The following is a 26,121-nucleotide window of genomic DNA, read 5'->3' as shown; positions in this document are numbered from 1 at the left end:
CCCATGCTTTTCGTTTCCTCTTACTTGTGGTGAATAAGAAGTCTCTTTTAGCATGGGCGTAATTCAGGCTATAGCCTCAAGGAACAATCACCACCGCCAGAGGCGGTGGTTTTGGGATGACAATAAAGACGCGAGCGCTTGCACTCTGTCCTTTGCCTTGGCTTCATAGTCATTTGAGAAACTCGCAGCCATTTCAATGCTTTGTTGATAAAGTGCTAGGGCAAGTTTAGGATCTGTGCTCCCGCCCTCGCCTTTATCTAGCAGAGTGGCGAGCTGGAAGTAGGCATTGCCTAGAATATCCGCCTGCAAGCCTTGTTTGGCACCCAAGGTTGTCACTTTTTCTAACCAGAATCGCGCGTTAACCGTATCTCTATAGGGTTCCAATAGCAGGATATTGGCAAGTTCAGCGGCGGCGTAAAGATCTCGCTCGGCGGCAATGATCCAAAACTCCTCGCTCTGCTCAAAATCCTCTTTAAAGTAGTAATAGGTTTCGGCAGCATCTCGCGCCAAATCTGGTTGAGCTTTAACGCTTTGACGATAATTTTCCAATGCCGTTGTGGCATTAAAGTAAGGGGAGCAGGATAACACTTGATAAAACGCCATCAGACTTCTTGCCTCAGGCATCCCTTGGTCAACTAACTGATTTAACTGCTGCCACGCCTTAGTCTCACTGACCTTATCCACCCCCGTATTAACGAGGCCACGCTCGATAACCGATAAAGGTAAACGAATTAACTCAAGCTTTGCCGCGTTATCGCCAAAGCTCGCGGCGCGCTCCAACCAATAGATTTTTTCATCGGTTCGTCCCCCGTAACCCGCTTGGTCACGCATCCAGCGCAGTGCCACAATATCGCCCGCCTCAGCGGCTTCACGGTAATACTGCTGCGCCTTAACCTCATCTCTAGGTAAGGCATGGCCTAGCTCATAGATACGCGCTAATAATCGCTTATCTTCGGCCTTGGCGCTCTGAGCTAAGGTATTGATTTGTGATTCAGGTTTCCCATAGGCATACAATTTCACCTCGCCGTTAGCATAGGTATATTGAGTGCCATCGGGGTAATTCACCGCCACCCTATCGGGCTGATACCAAACATCGACCTGATAATCTGTGGCTATCTGTGGATTAAAGTTAATCCGCACCACGGCCTGTTTGCCCAGTGGCACCATTTTGCTATAGGCCCTATCCCACAGGCTCGACGTTTGCTTAAGATTGCTATTCAGCCGGACCTCAAAGGGCTGTTCGTCCCCAGGATTATGGATAAAAACCGGGTAATAAACCGGGGATATGGATTGCTCGGTGGCGGCTTGTGCAAGGTTATCCTCTCCTTTCCCCGCTCTAATCGGCTCGATATTCAGCTCTAGGTTTAAATAAAACTCATCGTGGGGCGACACTTTAACGGGCGAAGAAGATTGAATTGCGGGGGTCTTGACCGCTGCCGAGCCCTGCAATTTGGCAAGATATTCATTTTTAAGCGTTTGTGTTTTTTGCCATAGTGGATGGCTTGGCAATATAGTCAAATCGAGCATCACATCATCTAGGCGCCACTGGCAATCACCACCACCATTCAAGGCTAAGGGGAGAGAAAACTCCCGTCCTTGCCCGTCACTGCTGATAAGGCGCCGCAGCACCGAGGTTTTTTCGAGTGTGGCGCGGTAGGGGTTAGCAATATCACCACCGGGGAAACGGATTTCCTTACGGGTACAAATCGATGAGGCGTAATAACCGACAAGCTCTAACTGCGTATTGGCGGGCAATGCCCCGACAAACTCGAAACGCTGGCTATCCGCCGGCGCTGTCACTTGCTCAACAGGCAACTCGCGGCGAAATAAATCCCCCCAGAAAGAGGCCGATGCAGAGTAAGGCGCCAAGGCACCGGCCATCGCAAGGACGAAGGACGGTAACGTTGCGCTTCGCTGTTGTATTAAACCCATAATGCCAGCTCTCCATCGCTGATGAGGCACAGCTCACTATAAAGATAACCCTAAATAACTGTTCCTAATTATGCTACATCGCAGGGTATTAAAACGACTATTTAGCATCCCCTGAGCCTAAAAGATTTAAGCACTGCGTAGCCTAGCAAGCACATCTTTTGTTTTCAATTCAGCCATTGCCACATAGGCAACTGGCACCACAAATAATGAGAAGAAGGTCCCCGCAAGCAACCCCCCCACTAAGACCAAGCCTATATTGGCTAAGCCTAAGGACCCCGGGCCCGAAGCCAGCGCTAAGGGAATCGCACTTAAAATCATGGTCAAAGACGTCATTAGAATCGGTCTTAGCCGCGATTTGGCACTGCTCAGCGCCGCCTCAACTGCACTCAAGCCTTGAGCATGTTGCTTATTGGCAAATTCCACCAGCAAGATACCGTGCTTAGTCACTAGCCCAACCAGGGTGAGTAAACCAATTTGCGAGTAGATATTCAGACTCTGACCAAATAAGGTCAGGGTCAGCAGCGCGCCGACAATACACAGGGGCACAGTCAGCAAAATGATTAAGGGATCGACGAAGCTTTCAAACTGCGCGGCCAAAATCAGATAGATAAACACCAGTGCCAGCAAAAATAACGACTGAGTGCCCGCCTGTGAATCCATCAGTTCCTTTACCACACCGTTGTATTTAAAGCCCTGTGCATTGGTGAGCAGGGTTGGCAATTGCTCATCTAAGTAGGCTTTAATTTCATCGGTGGAATAGCCGGGCATCAGATCTGCCGTCAACTCGGCGCTATCGAGGCCCATAAAGGTCTTAATATTGGATTCTGCCGTGGTCTGCTTAATCGACACAAACTGCGATAACGGCAGTGCCTGCCCTGATTCAGAGGTGACATACAGTTTATTCAATACTTTGAAATCACTGAGCTTATCTAAGTTAACTTGCACTTGAATAGGGTAGGTAAAGCCATCGGTTGCATGTAAGTCCGCCGCCTTGACTGAGCCGAGGAAGGTCGACAGTGCATTCGTCACATCCCCATAGCTCACGCCCGAGAGGATAATGGCGTTGCGATCGATAGACAGATCGTAACGCAGTTGATCCCTCAGGACTGAGTTACCCACATTGCCCAGGCCGGGATAATCTTCGAGTAGTTTTTGCACTTTAGCGGCAGTTTCGCTGAGCTGATCCTTATTGCGGTCTAAACTCGTCAGCTCTAAACGCAAGTTATTGGCGATGTTAAGGTTATCCGCCGAGCGGATGCTAAAGGACATATTATAGGCAGAAACGCTTTGCTTCGATTTCGCGATCAGATCACCGATCACTTCATCTATCCCCTCGCTGCGCTCACCCCAAGGTTTAAGCAGCACATGATTGACGGGCTCACCCTCGATATAGGACAGGTTAGCCCCCACCGCGGGGTGTCCGTCCATCACACCATTAAGCTCACTATTATGATCTAAATGATACTGCCGCCCCACGCCCGTAGGACCATTGGCCGTTACATCGATAAAGCCTGAATCCTCCATGGGTAACAGTATCTTAGGCAACTGCCAATAGGCGATGCCCGCAAGACCCATAAGCACCACAGCCACCCCAAGCATTTGGCGTTTACGGGCAAACCATTTACTGAGCTCATTGATATACAAATGATTTAACTGCTGCAGCGCATCTTCGACCCGGCTAAACCATTTAGGTTGCTGCTCTGTGGTATTGATAAGATAAGCACTCATCATGGGCGATAAGGTCAGTGCCACCATACCGGAGATAATCACAGCGGCGGCTAAGGTAAAGGAGAATTGCCGAAACAGATCCGCGGTTAAGCCCGACATTAATCCAATCGGCAGATACACGGCGGCGAGCGTTAAGGTCATGGCAATGATAGGGAAAATGATTTCCTGACAGCCTTTAATTGCCGCATTAAAGGGAGTTTCACCGTTTTCGATATGACGATAGCAATTCTCGACCACCACAATGGCATCGTCCACCACTAAACCAATGGCCAAGATTATCGCCAAAATGGTGAGCACGTTGATACTAAAACCCAGCGCCGACATCACGGCAAACACCCCAATCACACACACGGGAATGGTAATAATCGGGATAGACGCCGCCCGCAGGCTACCTAAAAATAACACTACAATTAAGGAGACTAAGATCACCGCCTCAACCAAGGCGGAAAACCCTTCGTTAATGGAGGCCTCAATAAAATCGGCCTGATTATAGGCCAAGGTCATCTCTAACCCTTGGGGCAAGTGCTGCTGCATGCGCGCAATTTCGGCCTTGATGTTCGAGGCCACAGTCACGGGATTAGCATTGCTCAGGGGTAAAATTTGCAGCGACATCGCACTATGACCATCGATGGACAACAGACTCGGCGATAAACTTTCCTCACCCATCACCACATCGGCAACATCGGCTACGCGGATGATCTTGCCGTCACTGACCTTGATCACTAGATCCTTCACGTCTTCAAGCGTTTCAACTTGATTCAAAGGGTTAATCGAGAAATCCCGCGACTTACCTTTAATCGCCCCCGAGGTGAAGCTGGCATTGTAAGAACCTAAGGTGCCCACCACATCGGCGGCCTTAATGTTCAGCGCCTTCATCTGCTCAGGGTTGAGCCAGACTCTTACGGCTTTTTGTGAGCCGCCATAGGGGCCCCACACGGCGCCAACGCCTTGAACTTGTTTAAGCTGTGGCACTAGCTGCTGGCTAATGTAGTCGTACATGGCCTGCTTTTCCATGCCGCCCGCATTCACAAAGGTGATGATATTACTGGCAGAATCGGTCGCCGAGGTGTCGTCGGTAACCGTCGGCTTATCTATCATGCTCTGGGGGAAGTCGTTAATCCCTTCGACGCTGCTACGCAACTTATTCATTAAGTTGGTGTATTCAATATCGCTAGTATCATCAACAAACTTAATCGTTAACGAACAGCGCCCCTCGCTACAGTCGGTCGACATAGTATCGACCTTGTCTATGCCCGAAGCGGCCGCAATCAACTTATCGGCCACATTGCTCGACATAAAATCGGCGCTCGCCCCCGCTATCGATGCATTTACCGATGCAGAGTGAGTCGTATGCTCAGGGAAGTATTGGATATCGAGTTTTTGAAAGGCAATCAAGCCCAGTAACACCGCCATAATGCTGAGCACGGAGGCGAAGATAGGATGACGAATACAGACTTCGGGTAAACGCATTACTTGGCGCCCCCACTGCTCGTATTTGAGCTCGTGTTAGCGCTGGCGTTTGGATGGGAGTCTGGATGGGTGTCTGGATTTGAGTTTGAGTTAATGCTTGTATCTGGGCTTGAGCTTGGATCTGTGTCTACGCTAGCCTTTGGGTTAGTGCTTGTGCTTGCGACGTCTTGCGTATTTTTATCCTGAATGACTTTGACCTTACCATCGGACTTGAGGTTTTGCATGCCTGTCTTAACCACAAGATCGCCTTCGGCTAAACCTTCAAGCACAACCGCATAGCCGTCATTGGTATTTTGGGCCAGTTTAACTACTTGTTTTACGGCGTTATCACCTCGAACTAACCAGACAAAACGCTCATCATTATTGGCAATAATCGAATTTTGCGGCACCAGTAAGTGTTTAATATCATGGCTGTAGAATTGCTTAATATTGGCAAACATACCGGGGGCCAGTTTGAACTCAGGGTTATCTAAGGTCGCGTGAATTTCAACCCTCCCCGAACTCTCATCCACCGCGGGGGCCACATAATTAACGAGCCCTTTAAATTCCTCATTACCATAGGCCTCAACGGTGACATTCACCCCTTGGCCCTTCTTCGCCTTACCTAAATCCTTCTGACTAATGGCATAACGGACTTCGACGGGATTTAAACTATAGAGGGTCACTAGGGCCGTTCCGGCGCCAATTTGACTACCAATTGACTGACTAAAGCTGGTCAATTGACCATCGAAGGGGGCCATGATCAGATAGTCGTTCATGGTCGCTTGTTTGTGCCGAACATCCGCATCGGCGAGATTCACATTTTCCCTCAACTCATCCACATCTTGCTTCGCGAGCGCAAAGGGTTCCTTGATCAGCAGATCTTCAATACGCTCAAGCTTAGTTTTTGCCAGCGCCAAGGTGCTCTTGGCCTTGTCTAAATCCGCCTTGGCCTTAGTGTTATCCTGCTCGGCAATCACTTGCCCCTTAGTCACAGTGTCGCCATTGCTAAAATGGATAGCACTGATTTTTTCGCTGGCATTAAAACTCAGTACCGCCGAATCGATAGCACTGATTTTACCGACTTCTTTCACCCCATCGGCAAAGGCGCTTTCCTTCACCGCCTCGACAGTCACAGGGATAATATCAACCTTATCCGCTGCCAACGAGGCTAGTGGGCAAAGGATGAAAAGACTCGCCAGTAAAAATGATATCGGCGCGAATAATGACGCTCTAGGAAGATGCTGGGGATGGTTTTTGAATGCACTGCACGCTCGTACAGTCATTTGGTGTATAGACATAATTTGTAAACCTATCGTTCTGACTCTTCAACGGACATCCTATCCGACGACAGCAAACCGGATTGAACCCAAGATTAATTCACCTCCCGCGATGTGTTTTTGCAGTTTGAGGCGGTTTGGGTCCATAGCCTAAAGGCATGCTCCCTGTGAGGGCCAGTAAAAATTAGGTTACAGATTCAAACAAAACAAAGAGTTAACTAACGATTTAACAATTAATCCTAGGGGCTCACAAAAACACCCCAAACCGGATAGTGCAATAACAGTTGTAAACACAGGGATAAGACTGGCTATTGAGGGCCCAAATTACCACTGCAGGGCTTTCTTCGCCGCCATAAAACGGGGGCGAGCCGCCAAATCCATCGACATGCAGCGATCTTTTAGGCTTACAAGCCGAGCAAAAGCGTCAGGATTGGCAGATGCATCCACATAAACCAACAGATCCTCAATCAAGCAACCAAGGGCGCGAACTTCAATCGCCTCCATCGCCAAGCGTTCGGTCTGGGATAAATGACGTAAATTGGATGCCGCACCAAAGTCACCAAACAACAGGTTCATCTTGGCATCAACCATAATATTATGGGCGTAGACATCGCCGTGACTGATTTGCTTGGCATGCATATGCGCCATCGCATCTGCTAACTGAGAGGCAATCTTGGCCACCTCTTCAAGGCTGAACTGGGTATCGGCGTTAAAGGTATCGCGGGTGCATGTCGCTAGGCTGGGGGGTAAGCCTAAATTGCTAAACCCCGGCGGAATGAGCTCCATCACTAAGCCTAATTGCTCTTTTTGACTAATGTGCGCCACCACCTTGATAAGGCTGGGGTGATCTCCCGTGGTGAGGCAACAATCTAGCTCATCGGCGGGGTAACCATCGCTGGTTACTTCCCCTTTAAAGAGTTTTACCGCAACCTGTGGCGACCCCGTCGCGGCGACCATGGCTTGATTCAACCAATCGCCACGGTAAATCACCCCTGAGGCGCCTTCACCCAGTTTTTCAGCCAACTTAATATCATCCAGAGTCACGTTTGCCACTGTGGCCACATCGGCATGGGGATCGACTAAGGTATGGCTGAACGGATTACCCGCAAACGCGAGCCAAGTTAACTTAGGCAAACCCAATAGCCAAGCTGGCAGCGCTTGCAGTTGATTGGCCGATAGGCGCACTAATTCTAAGTTACGGCAATTAGCCATCGACTCGGGCAAAGCCGTTAACCGATTGCCCGCTAAGGCTAATTTTTGCAAACGCGGTAAATTCCCCATAGCCTCAGGCAAGGTCTCGATTTGATTATCGGTAAGGATGAGCCAGCGGGTTTGCAGCGGTAACGCCGAGGCAGTCACTGTCTTGATTTGATTCACCTTAAAGCCAATCATCTCTAAATTCGTGCAGCGCCCTAATGCCTCGGGTAAGTGATCGAAGCGGTTATTGGAGGCAAAAATTATCTTTAAATGCGTTAAACGGTGCAGGTCCTCGGGAAGAGTGCTCAATTGATTATTCGACAAATCGAGGATTTCGAGGGTATCGGCTAAGTCAAAAATCTCCCGCGGAAACTCGGTTAGCCCCTCAACCAATTGTAAACGCGTGACTCCCTGTAACTGCCCTGCCCTTAACTGCGCTAACGTCTGCACTTTACTACCCAAGTTAATGAAAAATCGCCGCTATGGTAGCGCATTAATGGCTAAAGCCAAACGCAAGTTCACCCGCCAAAGGGTAGTGCAAACGTCTTAAAATTGCACCCGAGATAGTAGGGAAAACCGTTGAGAGCTATTCAGAAACCCGAAAACAGATTAGCATGTGCACCAATATGGAATGCCCAGTCAACTCATCACAGGACAATCATGCGGATACCTTTTCGCCAAATGCACTCTTTTACCGTGCTTATGCTCGCCATGTTTATGGCCCAACTGAGCGGTTGCGCTACCACATCGGCAAGCCCATCGACCACAGATTTCAGTGCTCCAGCAGATGAGGTGAGCAAGGATAACAAGGACTCGCAACAACAGCACGAGGCACCGCCAGCCGTGGTTGAGCAGTACAGCGACGTGTGGGAAAAAATCCAGCACGCCAATACCATTGACGTACATGACGATGCCGAAGTGCGTAAACAGCGCAACTTTTTCGACGATAAACAAAAATTTATGAACCAAATCGGCGAGCGCGCCGAGCCATTCCTGTATTACATCGTCAGCCAACTCGAAGCCCGTAACATGCCATTAGAATTGGCCTTATTACCCATAGTCGAGAGTGGTTATAATCCGCTGGCCCAGGCAAACGGCCCTGCTGGACTGTGGCAGATGATCCCCGCCACTGGGCGTAATTTTGGCCTCACCATCAACTCGGCCTACGATGGTCGCAAAGATGCGCTAGCCTCAACCGATGCCGTGCTCGACTATCTACAGCATTTATACGACACCTTAGATAAAGACTGGATCAACGCCGTCGCCGCCTACAATACCGGTGAGCTAGTGATTAAGGCCGCCATAGATAAGAACAAAGCTAAGGGCAAACCGACGGATTTTTGGTCCCTAGGCATTCCCGCCAAGCGGGTACAAACTGTGCCTAAGTGGTTGGCATTTATTCAAATTATTCGCGCACCCAACCATTACAATCTCAAAGTGCCACCGATTGCTAACCGTCCTTTCTTAGATAGAGTCCCCGCCCCCAATGGCGTGGATATCGGCCAGATAGCCAATGCTGCCGGGCTTAGCAAGGCAGAATTTAAAACCTATAACCCTGGTTTTCGCCAAGGCGTGATCCCGAGCAAAGGCAAATATCAAATCGCCCTGCCGCTGGAAAACATAGGTCAATATCAAGAAAACCACGATAAGCTCTACGCCCAAAAACGCTATGACAGCCAAAGTTATATCGTCAAATCCGGCGATAGCTTAGGTGAAATTGCGGCTAAATTTGATATCTCAGTCAGTGCCTTAAAACAGGCCAATAACCTTACATCGGACCGGATAAAAGTAGGCCAAGAGCTCACCCTCTTAACGCCTATGGCCGCAAATGATGAAGCTCAAACAAACACGAGTAAAAAGTCATCGTCCAAGGCAAAAGCGAGCGACACAGCTAGCGCAGTCGCTAAAACAGCCGATAAGCCTGCCGCAAAAGCGACAACCTATAAGGTGAAATCCGGCGATTCCTTGGATAAAATTGCCCGTAAGAATAAGGTTAAACTGGCTGATTTAATGAAGTGGAACCAGCTCAATGCTAAGAGCATTATTAAGCCCGGCCAAGTGCTGAAAATTTCCGAATAACGCTACGGTATTAACAGCAAAAAAAGCCCAACAAAGCGCCAATTAAAAACGCTGTGTTGGGCTTTTTGCTGTCCCAGTGTCAGAATTAACCATCACTTAAGCGTTACTACTCAGCTGACCTCACATTGACTCCCAGACAATGACGTCCAGATAATGACTCCAGACAATCATTTCAAAACAAACCACTCCAAATGCAGCGCCGTTATTTTGTGTCCTTCTTCGCTAAACCGAGGGGATATAATTGCTGCTTAAACATGCCAACGGGCATGTAATCGCCGACGACACCATATTGCTCTGGCCACTCTTTCTGACCTCGAACGGCGGTCCCAAATAGATAGTCTAAAAATGAAAAGTGAGCGGCGTAGTTACGATCTATGGCCGCCTTATCGGAAGCATGATGCCAATGGTGAAACTGCGGGCTGACAATTAAATAACGCAACCAGCCGAAGTTAACTTGGACATTGGCATGGTTAAATACCGCCTGTACGCCAACGATAATGACATAAATACTGATGATATCTTTGGAAAATCCCAAGATAAAAATCGGCGTAAGCACTAAACAGCGGGTGGCGATCAACTCAAACATATGTTGCCTTGACCCAGCCAACCAATCTAAATGCTTGGCGCTATGGTGCACAGAATGGAAGCGCCACAGGAATGGGATCTCATGGTAAGCGCGATGCGCCGCATATTGCATTAAATCGGCGACCAATAGAATCAACAGCAGTTGCAACACAAAAGGCAGACCCGCGATAAAGCTTTGCACAGTGCTGGAAATGGCCCAAGAAAAAGTCGACTGCACAAATTGATTCGTCACCAATAATACAAATCCAATCGCTAAATGATTCACCAAAAAATGATTTAAATCCCCTTGCCATTCGGGTCTCAATATTGGCTGTTCTGGTTTATGGGGTAACCATTTCTCGATAAAAATAAAAATTAAGGTTGAACCTAATAGGTCTAAAATAAACCAATCTAAGCCCAGCGAGACCTTATGATTGGCAAAAGGCTCGACCTCGACTTGATGACCACCAAAGGCAATCGCCAAGCTCACAAATACCCAAGCCACAAAGCCAAATCGTTTATTTTTATTTCGAATAAAATTCAATAAACCTAAGCTGCCCGACACCACTAAGGCGACAAATATCAAACTGCGAATAATGTCGACGTTATAGCTTTGGCGTAATTCGGGGGTAGTAAGATATTCGGGGAAATGAAACGCCAATACACCCAAAAACGATAATATGGCTAACATACACGCTATGGTGCCGCTAATACTGCCTTCACCAATTTGGAAATGGCCGTCTTTAAATCCTTTGCTAATCACAGTGAACTCCTTTTCCTATGCTGCTCGCGTTATCCACACAACAGCGCTATTCACACAACAATCACTCAGCTTAATTTTGCCGATTAGCCTACATTAACCTCGCGGCCACAATCAATAAAAAGCGCTACCTAAGTAGCGCTCTTGTATTCGCATTCATCTTAGCGGTTAGATCTTAATCAAGTTATAACCAAAGCTAGTTGAAGGATCGATATTAAGCACCATAGTCACATTGTCTTCATTACTGAAATCAATTAAATCAGATGCATAGACAACGGTTTTAACACCGTTTTCCACTGCAATGATTTTAATCGAATACTCGCCCTCTGGCACAGTGGCAGACAGAGGACTCGCTGGGTTAAGCGCCGAAATCTTATGTGCAGCAGTTTCAATCGTGTCATTCGCCTTTAGGAAATACAGGGTCAAATTCGTCTTATTGGCAAAACTCACTATGTCGAACTTAAAGCTGTAGGGGCTAGGAACCTGAGTTTGTTTCATCTCCATGGCCTTGATTTGGCTGCCCTCATCATTAGTTTGCTCGTAGATAAAGATCGTTTTGATCTCATCTTGGTTCAGGGTAATAAGCACATTATCCAGTAACTTATTCTGGGTACCGCTGTCGAACACACTTACACTAAAATCATTAAATTCAGCATTTTGATAGTTAGTCACCCCAAATGAGGGCACAGCGCTAAATAGCGTATCTTGCTTATTACTAACGACTTTTACATCCACAGTATGCGAACCTAAACCATTGAATACACGGTAATCGACACTGGCCTCGAGGGCCACATGGTTACGCACATTGGTGCTTGAATCGATACTGTCTAAGGTGATTTTGGCAGCCGACGCGCCAAAACCTTCCCTAATGATCAACTTATAGGGCACCTTAGAATTGAATTTAATGTTCGCAGTCGTGTAGGTCACATTGGTCGTTCCCGCGGGTGCGAGGTACAACTTGTATTCCCCAGTGTCCATAATTTTCGGTTCAGATACTTCGCCATAGGCGACACTGCCCAGCGGATCGGCATCGGCAAAGGTCTCACTCGACTTAGAAATATAGGCATCAAAGGCTTGAGCATGCATAGCCGTATTGGCTATTAAAAGTTGCATCTTACTGTTTTCGGCGGTTTCATTAAGCTTATCGAGTTCAGCGCGGGGATAATAAATATTGAGTAGGGCTGGCTCGGTAAAATCGCCATGTAAGACAAAGAAATGATCTGTTTTATCTTTTAGATCAATATCTTCTTTATAGATAGAAACATCCTTGCCTGTAGCATCTTTAGCCATGATATCAATCGCAGCGACACCCGCCTTCGAGGAGAAACGCGGCATAGCGTCCCCATAGCTAACACTTTCATAGGTTTTATCGGCTATCTTAAGTGCAGTGGTCGTACTGCCAGCCACAGCGTTATAAAATTGCACATAAGTACCACTTTGATCTGTGCTGCCTTCATCTTTATCATCTGAACCACAGGCCGTCATAGCCAAGCATGCGACGGCAATGGTTGCAAATCCCTTTAATTTACTTTTTATCATTATGTCCCTCATAGACCAGTGAAAAATCAACTTCAGTCTACGCAGATTTGCAGTCACAACAATGGCTGTTTACCCCCAAAAATAAAACAAATATTTCACAAACACAAACACTTAACAAGCATTTCAATAACACGCATCAAAGTGATACAAACCACATTTTTTGACCCTGATTTTGATACAAATTACCCTGACTGTATCAAAGCGAGCACTTAGTTTGCCCGGCTATCGCAACTGTTCTGAACCATAAATGGTTTTTAAGGTGTGTTTGAGCCAAGTGATTTTTGGATTGTGGCTGTTTCTTTTATGCCAAATTAAGGTAAAAGGAATGGCAAGCTTATCGAGATATTCGCCACTTATTGGGATGGGGCGACTGACTAACTCAGGGTGCAGCTGCTGTGCATACTGCCCACAATATTGCGGGGCGATTGCCAGCATAGTGTGATTGGGTTTCGCGGCCATAAAGAGGGATTGCTCAAAACTGGCCAAGGTCAGCACTATATTGCGACTGAGTCCAAGTTCAATAAGCACATCGTCTAAGGCCCAGGTTTCACACTTTTCCCACAGAATATTGATATGGGGATATTTAAGAAAGGTCTCTATATTCCACTCTTCCTGCAACGCAGGGTGATCATGGCGCAAATACACCATAGGTAGATCGGTAAATAACACTTCAAAATCGATAAAATAAGGCAAGAGATCGAGGGACTCCTTAGAACGCGGATGACTTTCGCGGCCGGTAAACCCCATATCGGCCTCGCCACGCACTATCGCCTCTAGTGAGTCATAATTCCAATTGCGCACCTTCACTTTGGCATCGGGATATCGCCCATAGATAGCCTGCGTTAACTCATTGAGCATGATGAGTAATAACGGCGACTCGAGCACGAGTTCAAAGGTCAGCCCTTTGGTCATCTCGTCACCACGCTTTGCCATCAGTTGTTTGCCCATTTGCAACCAATCCGATAGCTCTTGCTCCATGCTGTGCGCCAATGGCGTTAACTGAAACCCCTGGGGCGTTTTGACAAACAGGGGATCATCAAACCAATCCCGCAGTTTTGCCAAGGCTTTACTGACGGTCGAAGGGGTAACATTCAACGTCTTCGCGGCCCTAGAGACACTTCGTTCCTGTAATAAAAGCTGCAAAATAAATAGTAAGTTAAGATCTAACCGCGTCAGAGATTTGCTCATTAGGTACAATTTCCTGCAATTTAGGCACCGCCAATATCAGTGCTATGCTCACCAATGCACCGACGGCTAAGATCAGCAATAGTATATTAATGGCACTCACACCGAGCAGACCCATCACCCAAATATAACAAGCCGAGGCGCACACTTGAGCAATTCCCAGCAGTGAACTCGCCACCCCAGCCCGAGAGGCAAATGGGCTAAGCGCCTGACTCATTGTCACTCCAAATCCAATTGCAAATCCTGAGCATACTAAGCCAAACCCGACTAGGTTGATGGTGTCACTCAGCCAGTGCAATTGGGTCAAGATAAACACTAAGGCCGCCGCGGCAAATAAAGCTTGGGAGATCAGCATTAAGATTTTTTCTTTACAGCGGTTAAGCAAAAAAGGCGTAGAGAAGGATGCCACCATACTCACCAACGCAGTCATCGCCATGGTATTGGAGTATTGACCGCGGTCAAACCCCATTTGCCCCATAATAAGCATAGGAGAAACATTCACATAGCTGAGAATCGTCGTCACCCCTAGCGTAGTAATGATTACCCGGCTAATAAAGAAACGCTGCTTAAAGGATTCCCTCGGTTCATCCGTACCCGCACTAGCCGCTTGTAACCGCAGTTTGGGAGAAGTTTCGCGCAGGACAAAAAGACATAGAAACAAGACCAATAATCCCATGCCTACCATAGTATTAAACAGGCTAGGCCAAGGAAATTTCAGCATGATTAAGTGGCCAATCACTGGCGCTATCACGGGGACAATACACGTCACCCCATTGATCATCGAGAGCACTTTTGCCCGGCGCTGCTCGTCTAATACATCACGTAAAATCGCAAAAGCCACAACATAACAAGCACCGGCACCAATTCCCTGGGCGAATCGCGCCATTAAAAAGAGGTCGCTCGTCTGTGCACTCCCCGCAAGGTAAGACGCAAGGGCAAACAGTAGCGCGCCAACCAATGTAATAGGTTTACGCCCTATTCTGTCGGCTAAACTCCCGGCAAACAACATAGTCGTCGCCATCCCCGCAAGATACATAGAAAAAGCAATATGCAGCTGAGCTTCACTCGCCCCTAAATCCTGGGCGATTTGCGGTAAGCCGACCAAGTACATATCAATCCCCGTCGGATACAGGAGCACTAAACTAAAACTACACAAAAGATATCGAAACATAGCCACCTAGCAAAAAGCCACCTCACCCATAAGTTGGCCCTAGGGTAGTTTTGTTATGCCGCGCTAGCGAGTGGCATTTTCGACAACAGGTATTTCCATTTACGACTGGCTAAATAAAAAATTTTATATTACGACAAACTCCAGTAGTATTATTTCCTTATAAAACATAATTATAATTCTATTCTCGTTTTAAGGATTGAAACAAAATGAAGAAGTACCTTGTCGCTTTACTAGCCTGTATTGCAGCCCTATTTTGGTTTACCCAAAAAAACCCTAACAGCTCGCCATATTCCAATGACACGATAAAAACAGCCCTGCCCTCAACCTCATCATCCGCAACACTTGGGAAAGAAGTTGCCCAAACAAAGCTAAAGGCTCCTAACAACTACCATAGTTGTCAGCAACTTATCGAATCGGAAAAAGAAACACGTCGGAATTGGGCGATAAAGCAAGAGTGGGATCAATGGTTAGACAAGGGGTATCCTATCGATGATATTACGTTGGCTATAGATCACTTTTTAAATTCTAATTTCGCTGCCAATTGGCGGGCAAAGCAGCTCAAAAAGAACTCGCAACTTGATCAGCAAAATCAAAGTCTAGCCGAACAAGTCAAAGCCTTAGCACCTGATCTACCCTCGTTTATACAAATCGAGAGAAGCATACCTCAATCTCAAATAGAAAATATTGCCACACTCAGTCAGGCTGACGCATTAGCACTCATTAAAGAAACGAAGCTCACCATCGATGATGTTGACTGGCTACTTAAACAAGATTCACTTAGCCAGCTATTATTGTTACAAGCAGTTGAAAAAATTGATGATACTGATGCACTTATAGGCTTTGGAACCCAAGAGGACGAAACTCTACACCTTATCGATACCGCGGCCTACTATGGCAGAGATCAAATCGTCACCACTCTGCTAGAAAAGAACAGTGTTCTCAGTGATGATGCATACCTTGGCACAACCATGGAGTATGCCCTTGCTCGTCTAGATTACTATTTCCGTATGAATATCCCATTAGAAGATGACTTAATTGTACGACAAGTCAAAATAATTAAAGCGCTTCACGGGCTAAATAGCACCGCCAACTTTGTCACTCAAACAGATCAAAAAGCCGTAGGTTTCTTTCCCCGTAAGCTTTACAGCTTCGATGCACTACAAATGACAAATTTACAGCAAATGTATGGCCTCACGCTCACCGAGATAACGCCTAAAACAGGATTAATTTTTGACCCTAACTCCGCTTTATTAAAAGAACTTAACGCCAATTTTGCACAACTACATGCAAACAGTGCTACACCTGAAGCAGTTGCAAACTGCCAGTCATTAGTTCACAAAATAGATTCTCAATGGCAGCCACATAATCTTTCTTACTTTAGCGATAAACTCATCAAAGAGGGCAAGGAGGTCACTGCCAGCAATCTCAATCAAATTGATCCTGCATTAGCTGACTGCTTTAACTACCAACAACGGCAACCTCTCCCCAGATGGTAAAGTGGCAATCACAGCTTAGACAGCACTGTATACAGGCTTGCGGCTCAGAATAAAATTAATGAAGCCATTAAAATGATCGAAGACGCGCAGGTAGAAGAGGCTGTAAGTCGTGAATTTTTCTACCAACTGTTAGGTTATAACCCTGAGTATTTCACGGAGTTACAACTCAGCCAATTACGTCAAGAGACCTTAGACTACGATGCTTTGTATCGCATGACTAATAGGACGATTTCCCTTATCAGCGAAGATTTAGATACCGACAAACTAGATCATGCGGGTGAAAGTTGGCTCGACATTGCTAATACCAGAATAATTTCCCTTATTAGCGAAGGTTTAGATATCGACAAACTAGATTATGCGGGTAAAAGTTGGCTCGACATTGCGATAATTGAACACGATCTTCCACTACTCAATTATTTGGTTAATCAGCATATTAGCTATCCATATAGGGCAAGCGGACGAGATCCACTGTATCTGTTATTGGATACTAACAATTACAAATTTAACCCTGAGCATCTATTGGAGTACTTATCCTTACTAATGGTACTTGAACCCAAGGTCTATCCTCAGCACCAACGTTTAATGTCATTGATACGTTTGAAGTTCCCTGAGGTATACACTCAAATCACCAACCAATTCCCAACATTAATCGTAAAAGAGGACATGCCACTACCACCTGCTGTTTGTCTCAATTATTGAGGTTGTGAGATAAAAAGTAAGAATGGATACACCCACTGGAACGTAAGCGTCCATTTTAGGACGTCCTATCCCCACTAACGATCGCGCGATAAGCTGTGCACTCACCATAACAGGAGAGTGATATGACAAAGCGCGCTTACCGCAACGCTGCACAATGGCAGCAATTAATCGACTTATGGCACACATCAGAGCTGAGCATTGCTGAGTTTTGCCAAACCCATCAACTGAGTACCATGTCATTTTACAAATGGCGGCAACGCTTGGCTCCACAAACCGAGCAAGCACCTGTTCGTCAAGATACACAGTTTATCGATTTATCCGCGTTTGCACACCAAGGCAACACCCGCTGGCATATTGTCTTGTCGCTGGGCAATGGCGTTGAACTTACCCTTAGCCAGCAATAATGTTTATCCCTGCAGCTAACCAAAAAATCTGGCTGTGCACCACGCCCGTGGATATGCGTAAATCCTTTAACGGCTTAAGTGCCCTGGTACGCAATAAGCTTTGCCATAATCCACAAAGCGGCCAGTACTTTGTGTTTATCAACGCCCGTAAAACCCAGATGAAGGTGTTGTACTTCGAAAGCTCAGGCTATTGTGTCTGGGCGAAGCGCCTAGAGCAAGGCCAGTTTCCGGTGAAACCGCACCCCAATGGGATCCAATCGCTCACCGGCTGCACCCTGCAAATGATCGTTGACGGAATTACCGTACTTCGTCAAAAACAAGCGAAGCGCTATGGGCAGCCAAGCGCTTGATAAGCCTGTATAATTGGCGCTATGAAAATCAAGCCTTCACCCTCATCCAACGTGGCAACGGATGCCGAGACACTGGTTAATTTGACCAGTGAAATTGCGCGTCTGCAAGCCTTGGTTGAGGCTCTTCAGCAAAAAGATACCTTAGCGCAAGCACATGCTGAATTGGCGCAAAAGCACGCTGTCTTATCAAAACAGCATGCAACTTTATCGCAAAAGCACAGCACACTTGAGCAAAACTGGGATGAGCTACAAGCGAAATTCACGACATTGACCCAGTCCTTCGCAGGCATTAAGCAGCGCTTAGCCTGGTTTGAGAAGCAGTTGTTTGGTCAGAAGTCAGAAAAGCGCGCGCTGGAATTGGGTATGCAGTTAAGCTTGCTGGGCGATATGGTGCCCGCGCTGACCCAGCCCGAAGGTGAAACCGAATACACCACCTACACCCGCAGAAAAGGCAAGCAGCGTCCGGATGATTGCATCAATGACAGTGGCCTACGTTTTAACGATAACGTGCCGGTCAAAGTGATTACGCTTATTCCCGATGAGCTAAAAGGGGAAGATGCGGACAAATATGAAGTGATTGGTGTGAAAAGCACCTTCCGCTTAGCGCAGCGCCCGGCGAGCTTCGAAGTGCTGCGTTATGACCGGCAAATCGTCAAACACAAAGAGAGCGAAGCCATTCTGCCAAGCAAGGCGCCGTTTAATGTGCTGGATAAAAGCTGTGCGGATGTGAGCTTTATCGTCGGGATGCTGGTCGATAAATTCCAATATCACTTGCCGTTGTATCGCCAACACCAGCGTTTAGCTGCGGCGGGCATTACCTTAAGCCGCAGTACGCTGGGCACCATTGTGGCACGTGGCATTGATTTACTGTATCCGATTGTCGATGCGATGCTGACCAGCATCTTACAAAGCCAGGTGCTGGCCATGGACGAGACGCCCATCAAAGCAGGCAAAGCTGGGCCAGGCAAAATGAAGCAAAGTTACTTCTGGCCGGTGTATGGCGATAAAGATGAAATTGTTTTTACCTTCTCCACCAGCCGCGGGCGGCAGCATATCGAAGAGATATTAAAACATCGCTTTAAAGGCACCTTATTAAGTGATGGTTACAGTGCCTATGCCAGTTATATCAAAGCCAATGAAGGCTTAACCCACGCCCAGTGCTGGGTGCATAGTCGCCGGCAATTTATTGAAGCTGAAAACAGCTGGCCACAACCGGCCAACCAAGCGATAAGCCTAATCGCTAAGCTGTATGAAATAGAAGAGACTATCCAACGCCAAAAGCTCACTGATGACAAAAAACGCCAATACCGGCTTACCCACAGTAAACCGGTGGTGGACCGCTTCTTCCAGTGGTGTGATGACATCCTGCATAACCTGACGCTGCTGCCCAAAGACCCCCTCTATAAAGCGATTGGCTATGTACAAAGCAAAGAAATGGCACTGCGCGTCTTCCTGGAAGACCCTGATGTGCCGCTGGATACGAACCATCTGGAGCGGGCGCTCAGGTCCATTCCAATGGGTCGAAAAAATTGGCTGTTCTGTTGGACCGAAATCGGTGCAGAGCATGTCGGCGTTATCCAAAGCCTGATAGTGACCTGCCGCTTGCACGATATCAACGTGAACGACTATTTAACCGATGTACTGCTGCGCATCAGCCAACATCCTGCCAGCCAGGTACACGAACTGACGCCACAGTATTGGAAAACCAAGTTCGCTGACAACCCGCTACGCTCTGACCTCTTTGCTTTACCCGCCACTTCGGTAGAATAGCCTCCAGACGGAGGCGATATGCGCATAGAAGACCTAACCTTAGACGAATTACACGAGCTGAACGAGCTTGTCTGGAAACGGATTGAGTACTTGCGTTTGCAAAACGATATTAATGTCCTGAGTCAGTTACGCTTAGGCCAAAAAGTGCACTTCAAGGCCAAAGAGGGGCAGGTATTCGGCGTGGTCATCAAAATTAACAAGAAATCGGTGGTGGTGGTCAGTGACGATAATCGCCAGTGGAAAATGCCACCAGGACTGGTACAGATCATGAAAGACGTTTAGTCAGGTTGGTTGGCAGAAATCTGCAAGGCGTCAATACGTCCTAAAATGAACGCTTACACTGGAACAGATGGGACATAACTCTTTTGGGATTAACAGCCAACCCCGAGATAACAGAAGTTCACCTCCCCTGCGAAGTTGTCGAAATACGCAGATAGCTCTTAGTTGTTTGAGTGGGGTCGTGGCGACATCATGGATGATGGCGCAGGCTCGGGGGACAGGGATGTCCCATCTGAGCCGTTAGGCAATTTTTATTGGAGTATAAGACCAGTAACCAATGCATGTAACTTCGTTAGGGACGCCGGGGCCACGTTTTGCGAACAAGGCAAAAGGGGAACAGGCGCTTTTCCCCTTTTGGTCGACTCTTTATAAAAAATCAGGGGATGAAGCCCCACGACTTTGATTTGAATTAAAAACTCAAACGAAGTTTGAGCACCGACTCCTACACTTGTGGTCTATTCAAATCAAACCTTTGATCTTCTGAGATCCCATAATAAGCCGATGGGCCGCCAGCCCGCAGTACTGGTTCGGCGAGGGCGGTTTGATACACGCCTTCGCTGTCGAGTAAATGCTTGGCAATATGCACGGCAACCACTTCCCCTAACACCAACCAAGTATCGATCTTGTCGCCATTGGCGGCAGTGAGCTGAATACATTGGGAGAGCTTACATTCAAAATTCACTGGGCTTTCGGCCACTAAGTCGGCCTTTACAATAGTGCCAGCCCTAGGGGTGAGTCCGGCAAAGGCAAATTCATCTTCGCCGCGGGGCAGCATGGCGGAGGTTTGGTTCATTTTCTCAGCAAGGCCGCGGGTAGTGAGATTCCAGACAAATTCGCCTGTTTCGACAATATTGGCCACACTGTCTTTCCAGCCCGTGCTGGCAAAGCCGATGATAGGTGGTTTGTAGTTGAAACAATTGAAAAAACTATAGGGCGCAAGATTATGCTGCCCCAGTGCATTGCGGGATGAAATCCAACCTATGGGTCTTGGGGCGACAATAGCATTAAGCGGATCATGAGCTAAGCCATGGCCTTTGCTCGGCTCGTAAAAATAGCGGTTATCAGCGGTCATACTTGATCCTTTTGTTATTGCCACATTGTGATTGCCACATGGGTATTAACGCAACCATGACTTGAGCGATTAATACTGCTAGCACAGGCACTTTGATGGTCGCTATCTTACCTAAGTTCCGCGGCCGTCGCCAAAACTCAGCGGCATAAGTTAAGCGAACCCGCGGATAAAATCAGGCTGCAAATTTTAGATCCCATATACTCTTCTGTTAAAGTGATGCTCATCAGTGGGCTAAATGGCTAACTCTGCTGGGTGGCAAATCAAGGAGTCGTGAATGGACGCGATAAAAAGAATATGGAAGAGGCTGTTATTGGCGGCAATGCTGTTAGCAACGGGTTGTGCCAGCGTAGCGCAAATCGATTTCAATGCTCTGTTTGGCACTAGCTCACCGCAAAAACGCGTCGAGAATGCACAGCTTAACGACCAATTTGTTCAACAGGCCGAGTTTGTGCACACACAAGTTGAGCCTATCCTCAATAGCCGCTGCGTGGTATGCCATGCCTGCTACGATGCTCCCTGCCAGCTCAAAATGACCTCAAGCGAAGGCATAGAACGCGGGGCGAGTAAGGAAAAAGTCTATCAAGGCACACGCTTAGTCGCCGCCACGCCCAATCGCTTATTTGTCGATGCCTTTACCCCAGAAGCTTGGCGTCAACGCGGGTTTTACCCCATGTTAAACGAGCGCAATCAAACCCCAGAAGCCAATACCCAAGCCTCAGTATTGGCCCGAATGCTCACGCTTAAGCAAATGCATCCCCTGCCTGAAGATAAGATTTTAGATAAGCGTTTTGATTTCAGCCTCGACAGGGTTCAGCAATGCGCCAGCCTAGAGGAAATGGACAAATACGAGCAAAGCCAACCGTTTGCCGGTATGCCCTATGGCTTGCCAGCACTGAATGCGAATGAACATCAAGTGTTGATGCATTGGCTCGAACAAGGTGCGCCATTGCCGTTCGCGCCATCACTTGCCCCTGAATTTATAACGGAAATCACCCATTGGGAGACGTTTTTAAACGGCGACAGTTTAAAAAGCCAATTAAGTGCACGCTACATCTATGAGCATTTGTTTGCCTTCCACTTATATTTTGAGTCTTTGAATCAGCCGAACGCCCAGCCTTTATTCTTCGAGTTAGTGCGTTCGAGGACGCCGCCGGGGCAAGCGCTGGATATTATCGCCTCCCGTCGTCCCTTCGATGATCCTAAGGTGGAGCGAGTCTATTACCGCTTTCGGCCTTATCGGGCGACCATAGTCGATAAAACCCACATCCCCTACGCTTTGAATACCGGCTTGCTAAATAACTGGCAACAATGGTTTATCGATGCGGATTACTCAGTGACTGAACTGCCGAGCTACCAGCCGAGCATTGCAGCCAATCCCTTAGAAGCCTTTATTCAAATTCCTGCCGGTGCGCGCTATCGCTTTATGCTGACCCGCGCCCAAGACACCATAATGGGCTTTATCAAAGGCCCAGTGTGCCGTGGTCAGGTGGCGCTCAATGTGATTAATGACAGATTCTGGGTGTACTTTGTTACCCCTGATTATATGGACGACACAGATTTTAGGACCTTCTACCAGTCCCAAATTGAAAACCTACGTATGCCTGCGGAGGAAGAAAGCACTGCACTCGCCGTAACTTGGGTAAAATATGCCGCCAAGCAAGGCAAGTATATTCAAGCACGTAATCAGTTCTTGAACGAGAAGTTCAAAAACGGCCAACACCTTACCATCGACGGACTCTGGGATGGCGACGACAACAATGATAATGCTAGCCTGACAGTGTTTCGCCACTTCGATAATGCCACTGTAGTCAAAGGTTTAGTCGGCGAGCCGCCCAAAACCGCTTGGATTATCGATTACGCCTTACTGGAGCGTATCCACTATTTACTGGTCGCGGGTTTCGATGTGTATGGTAACTACGGCCACCAGCTATTAACTCGCTTATATATGGATTTCTTACGTATGGAGGGGGAATCGAATTTCCTGACCTTGTTACCGCAGGAGGAAAGACGCAAACAATTTAGTGATTGGTATCAGGGGGCTGGCACTCAGCTCACAGCGTTTATCGCGGGGGATATCAACACCTTTAATCAGCCAACGGGCGTGCTTTACTATAGCGACGACCTCAAGGGCGAGCTGTATCAAAAACTCGGGCAGAAGGTCGCTAGGGTTCAGCCGAATCAATATCAAATAGAAAACAGTAACTTGCAAGCCAACAGCAAGGCGCTGTTACAGGCATTAGGTCGATTAAAAGGTACGCAAGCAACCCTGCTACCTGAGCTAACGATGATCATGGTCGAGCCTGAAAAAGCGGGTAAAGCTGAAGTTTTTACCTTAGTTCGCAATAGCGCCCATCGTAATATTTCGAGTCTCTTTAATGAGGCCAGTAACCGTGAACCCGCTAAAGATGACGTCACTTTAGTGTATGGTTTATTGGGCAGTTACCCAGAAGCCTTCTGGTTGGTGAAAGAACAAGACTTGCCTAACGTCGTGGCGGCGGTAGAGCAAATGCAAACCGAAAAAGACTATGAGGCACTGCTCGATGCTGCGGGCGTGCGCCGTAGCGATCCCGCATTTTGGGCCTTTAGTGACAAACTCAATCAGATCTTTTTCGATAATCACCCGATAGAAAGCGGTTGGCTGGATTACAACCGTCTGCAAAATCGTTAAGGAAAAAGGGGAACGCTAGCGTTCCCCTTACTTTCAAATCAAGCCAGTAAACTTACCAGATCTTAACGCGATCCTCTGGGGCTAAGTACAGCTTATCGCCGGGCTGCACATCGAACGCTGTGTACCAAGCATCTAAGTTACGTACCGTTAGCGCACGATACATGCCGGGGGCATGGCCATCGGTGGCGACGCGGGCACGCAGGGCTTCATCACGCATCTTAGTCGCCCAAGTTTGTGCAAAGCCGATAAAGAAGCGTTGATCGCCCGTAAAACCGCCAATCACAGGGGCTTCTTTCCCTTGAAGGGAGGCGTGGTAAGCATCATAGGCGGCGGCTAAACCTGCCACGTCGGCAATGTTTTCACCTAAGGTCAGCTTGCCATTTACATGCAAATCTGGGAATGGCGCATAGGCATCAAACTGTTTCGCCAGCGCCTCACCTTGTTTGGCAAACTGGGCAAAGTCCGCCGGTGTCCACCAGTTACGCATCGCGCCCGTCGAGTCAAATGCCGCGCCATTATTATCGAAGCTATGGCTGATCTCATGGCCAATCACGGCGCCAATCGCACCATAGTTATAGGCGGCATCGGCCTTAGCATCGAAGAATGGCGGCTGTAAAATCCCCGCGGGGAAGTTCAGCGCATTCTGCACTGGCAGGTTCACCGCATTCACCACTTGCGGCGTCATCCACCACTCGCCCTTATCCATAGGTTTGCCGATTTTGGCGAGTTGATGGGCATATTCGACCTTTTCACCATTGATGGCATTGGCATAGGCATTGGTTGGCGAAACAGTATAGGCATCGTAATTGCGCCACTTCTCGGGATAACCCACACCAACGGCCATAGTGTTTACTTTGGCGAGGGCTTCTTTTTTAGTGGCGGGGTCCATCCAATCGAGGGCGGCAACTCGTTTACCAAAGGCAAGCACAATATTGTCCACCATAGTGCTCACTTCCGCCTTGGCCGAAGCAGGGAAATATTGCTCGGCATAGGCTTGGCCTACGGCATCACCTAGGTATTCATCGAGCGCAGCTAAGGCACGCTTATCGCGGCTACGCTGCTCTGGCGTACCAGATAGCTTAGTGCCGTTAAAGGCAAACGCCGTATTGTCGATAGTCGATGGCAACACATCGGCATGGCTATTGATATGGTGGAACACTAACCAATCTTTCCATGCATCTAAAGGCTCTGATGCCACTAGGGCTGAGAGTCCTGTCATCGCCGCGCCATGGTAAGCGGCAAATTTAGGTTGTTCACTGAGCTGCGCCGCCCCTAAAAAGGCGGTCCAATCGATACCTGGCGCCTTAGCGTCAAAGTCGGCCCGGCTCCAAACTGCCGCGGCTTTAGTAAAATCTTCACTGTCTGCACGGCTGGCGTGGGCGCTCGCTATCTTATGCTCAAGGGCAAAAATACGATCGGCGCGTGTAGCGGCATCACTTATACCCGCATCCTTGAGTAGGGCTTCAATATAAGCACGGTAAGCGGTGCGGATCTCGACCATTTTAGGATCGGCGGACAGGTAATATTCGCGCTCCGGTAGCCCTAAACCGCCTTGGAGAAAATAGGGTAAGACTTCGCCCGGTGTCGCTAGGCCTTGGGTAACGAAAATCCCAAACAGGTTTTCAGTATAAAAATCAGTCGCATTAAGCGGGTCAACATCGGCGCGCAGGTTTTGGCCTAATACCGCAGACAGATCTTGTTTGCTCGCAATGGTCTCATAACGGGCTAAATCGGCCTCGGCGGGTTTCATCCCCGCGGCATCAATGGCGGCGGTATCTGTGTAAGCCTTGTAGAAGTTGGCAATACGGGCGGCGTCGCTGCCAGTCGCATGTTCGGCCTTAACCAACTCGGCAATCAGGCTGGTCTTATGTTTTTCAGTCTCTTGAAACGCGACTAAAAATGCCCCAGTGCTTGAGCGATCGGCTGGGATTTCAGTGGTTTTCATCCACTCGCCGTTGGCATAGGCATAAAAATCATCGCCGGGTTTTACCGTGGCAGTCATAGCGGCGACATTAATGCCAATCGGCATTTGGGCCACGACGGCTTCCGTCTTTGGCGCGGTATCGCTGGTTTTTGCCGTATTGTCTTGACTGTTATCACCACAAGCAGTGAGTCCTGCCAGCACAGTTGTAGACAATAGCAGCGCGGGGATCAGGCGGTCCGTCATAGAGAGTTCCTCGTTTTTATTGTATTTATGGTGGTATTGATTAATGCGAAGGGAATCAGAGGGGTGATTCGGTTCAATTAATGGGTAAGCAGTCTAATACCAATTAGAGCAAATATCTAATCTGTTCACGCTATCCCAAGGGCAGATATTTATGCCTCTTACCTCAGCAAAAATCCTGTGGTTGATGGCTCAGTCGGTTAAATTACTGTCCCGTCCTAAGATAGGTTGACAGTTTTTAGGCCAGCTCCAGTAGCTGGCCTTTTCTATTGTGCACCTGATTAGGGGTTGCCATATTCAAACTCAGATGCGGTCTCATATCGTTGTATATTGCT

18 protein-coding genes are annotated in these 26,121 nt (G+C 47.9%); 8 read left to right on the top strand and 10 right to left on the bottom strand.

What is annotated here, in order from left to right:
* Positions 1-87: 87 nt before the first annotated feature.
* The 4 genes from MJO46_RS15430 to MJO46_RS15415 all read right to left on the bottom strand — a co-directional run bounded on the left by MJO46_RS15430 (position 88) and on the right by MJO46_RS15415 (position 8,036).
* Positions 88-1,881 carry a tetratricopeptide repeat protein gene (locus tag MJO46_RS15430; protein WP_367880935.1) on the bottom strand — a complete coding sequence of 598 codons (1,794 nt, stop codon included), beginning with the start codon at positions 1,879-1,881 and terminating at the stop codon, positions 88-90.
* Between the two features lie 177 nt (positions 1,882-2,058).
* Positions 2,059-5,130 carry an efflux RND transporter permease subunit gene (locus tag MJO46_RS15425; RefSeq protein WP_253990080.1) on the bottom strand — a complete coding sequence of 1,024 codons (3,072 nt, stop codon included), beginning with the start codon at positions 5,128-5,130 and terminating at the stop codon, positions 2,059-2,061.
* Positions 5,130-6,395 (bottom strand): efflux RND transporter periplasmic adaptor subunit, encoded by a 1,266-nt coding sequence (locus MJO46_RS15420; protein ID WP_367880934.1) that lies wholly within the window; start codon positions 6,393-6,395, stop codon positions 5,130-5,132. The genes MJO46_RS15425 and MJO46_RS15420 overlap by 1 nt, the downstream gene beginning before the upstream one ends.
* A gap of 318 nt (positions 6,396-6,713) precedes the next feature.
* The gene (locus MJO46_RS15415) at positions 6,714-8,036 is read right to left on the bottom strand and encodes a leucine-rich repeat-containing protein kinase family protein (protein ID WP_253990078.1); all 1,323 of its coding nucleotides are present in this window, start codon (positions 8,034-8,036) and stop codon (positions 6,714-6,716) included.
* A gap of 210 nt (positions 8,037-8,246) precedes the next feature.
* Between MJO46_RS15415 and MJO46_RS15410 the strand changes: the two genes are divergently transcribed.
* Complete coding sequence (locus MJO46_RS15410; RefSeq protein WP_253990077.1) at positions 8,247-9,665, top strand: LysM peptidoglycan-binding domain-containing protein; 1,419 nt, start codon at positions 8,247-8,249, stop codon at positions 9,663-9,665.
* Positions 9,666-9,867: 202 nt separating this feature from the next.
* Here the strand turns inward: MJO46_RS15410 and MJO46_RS15405 are convergent, their stop codons facing one another.
* The 4 genes from MJO46_RS15405 to MJO46_RS15390 form a co-directional block, all read right to left on the bottom strand.
* Entirely contained in the window at positions 9,868-10,989 is a 1,122-nt protein-coding gene (locus tag MJO46_RS15405) for a sterol desaturase family protein (protein WP_106651750.1), read from the bottom strand.
* Positions 10,990-11,157: 168 nt separating this feature from the next.
* Positions 11,158-12,528: a DUF4397 domain-containing protein gene (locus MJO46_RS15400; RefSeq protein WP_253990076.1), complete on the bottom strand. Its 1,371-nt coding sequence runs from the start codon at positions 12,526-12,528 to the stop codon at positions 11,158-11,160.
* Positions 12,529-12,750: 222 nt separating this feature from the next.
* Positions 12,751-13,716, bottom strand: coding sequence for an HTH-type transcriptional regulator YidZ (gene yidZ, locus MJO46_RS15395; RefSeq protein WP_253990075.1), 966 nt, complete (start codon positions 13,714-13,716; stop codon positions 12,751-12,753).
* Entirely contained in the window at positions 13,685-14,884 is a 1,200-nt protein-coding gene (locus MJO46_RS15390) for an MFS transporter (protein ID WP_253990074.1), read from the bottom strand. Before MJO46_RS15390 ends, yidZ begins: the two co-directional genes overlap by 32 nt.
* A gap of 206 nt (positions 14,885-15,090) precedes the next feature.
* On the opposite strand from MJO46_RS15390, the gene MJO46_RS15385 reads away from it, so the two are divergent.
* From MJO46_RS15385 to MJO46_RS15360, 6 genes are all read left to right on the top strand, one after another.
* Positions 15,091-16,380 carry a hypothetical protein gene (locus tag MJO46_RS15385; RefSeq protein ID WP_253990073.1) on the top strand — a complete coding sequence of 430 codons (1,290 nt, stop codon included), beginning with the start codon at positions 15,091-15,093 and terminating at the stop codon, positions 16,378-16,380.
* 72 nt (positions 16,381-16,452) lie between these two features.
* Positions 16,453-17,079: a hypothetical protein gene (locus MJO46_RS15380; RefSeq protein WP_253990072.1), complete on the top strand. Its 627-nt coding sequence runs from the start codon at positions 16,453-16,455 to the stop codon at positions 17,077-17,079.
* Between the two features lie 122 nt (positions 17,080-17,201).
* Positions 17,202-17,483 carry an IS66 family insertion sequence element accessory protein TnpB gene (locus tag MJO46_RS15375; RefSeq protein WP_253990071.1) on the top strand — a complete coding sequence of 94 codons (282 nt, stop codon included), beginning with the start codon at positions 17,202-17,204 and terminating at the stop codon, positions 17,481-17,483.
* On the top strand, positions 17,483-17,833 hold the full coding sequence (gene tnpB / locus MJO46_RS15370; protein WP_253990070.1) for an IS66 family insertion sequence element accessory protein TnpB: 351 nt from the start codon (positions 17,483-17,485) through the stop codon (positions 17,831-17,833). Before MJO46_RS15375 ends, tnpB begins: the two co-directional genes overlap by 1 nt.
* A gap of 21 nt (positions 17,834-17,854) precedes the next feature.
* On the top strand, positions 17,855-19,603 hold the full coding sequence (locus MJO46_RS15365; protein ID WP_253990069.1) for an IS66 family transposase: 1,749 nt from the start codon (positions 17,855-17,857) through the stop codon (positions 19,601-19,603).
* A gap of 18 nt (positions 19,604-19,621) precedes the next feature.
* Positions 19,622-19,885, top strand: a complete 264-nt coding sequence (locus MJO46_RS15360; RefSeq protein ID WP_253989653.1) for a transposase — start codon at positions 19,622-19,624, stop codon at positions 19,883-19,885.
* 439 nt (positions 19,886-20,324) lie between these two features.
* On the opposite strand, the gene MJO46_RS15355 is transcribed toward MJO46_RS15360, so the two are convergent.
* Positions 20,325-20,954 (bottom strand): flavin reductase family protein, encoded by a 630-nt coding sequence (locus MJO46_RS15355; protein WP_253990068.1) that lies wholly within the window; start codon positions 20,952-20,954, stop codon positions 20,325-20,327.
* 274 nt (positions 20,955-21,228) lie between these two features.
* Between MJO46_RS15355 and MJO46_RS15350 the strand changes: the two genes are divergently transcribed.
* Positions 21,229-23,622 carry a fatty acid cis/trans isomerase gene (locus MJO46_RS15350; RefSeq protein ID WP_253990067.1) on the top strand — a complete coding sequence of 798 codons (2,394 nt, stop codon included), beginning with the start codon at positions 21,229-21,231 and terminating at the stop codon, positions 23,620-23,622.
* Positions 23,623-23,674: 52 nt separating this feature from the next.
* Here MJO46_RS15350 and MJO46_RS15345 read toward each other — a convergent pair whose 3' ends face one another.
* Positions 23,675-25,789, bottom strand: a complete 2,115-nt coding sequence (locus MJO46_RS15345) for a M13 family metallopeptidase (protein WP_253990066.1) — start codon at positions 25,787-25,789, stop codon at positions 23,675-23,677.
* Positions 25,790-26,121: the final 332 nt, after the last annotated feature.

Source organism: Shewanella sp. KJ2020 (assembly GCF_024197625.1).
Lineage (GTDB): Bacteria > Pseudomonadota > Gammaproteobacteria > Enterobacterales > Shewanellaceae > Shewanella.
The sequence above is the reverse complement of the archived record's forward strand: the minus strand, read 5'-3'. Positions and strand labels throughout refer to the sequence as shown.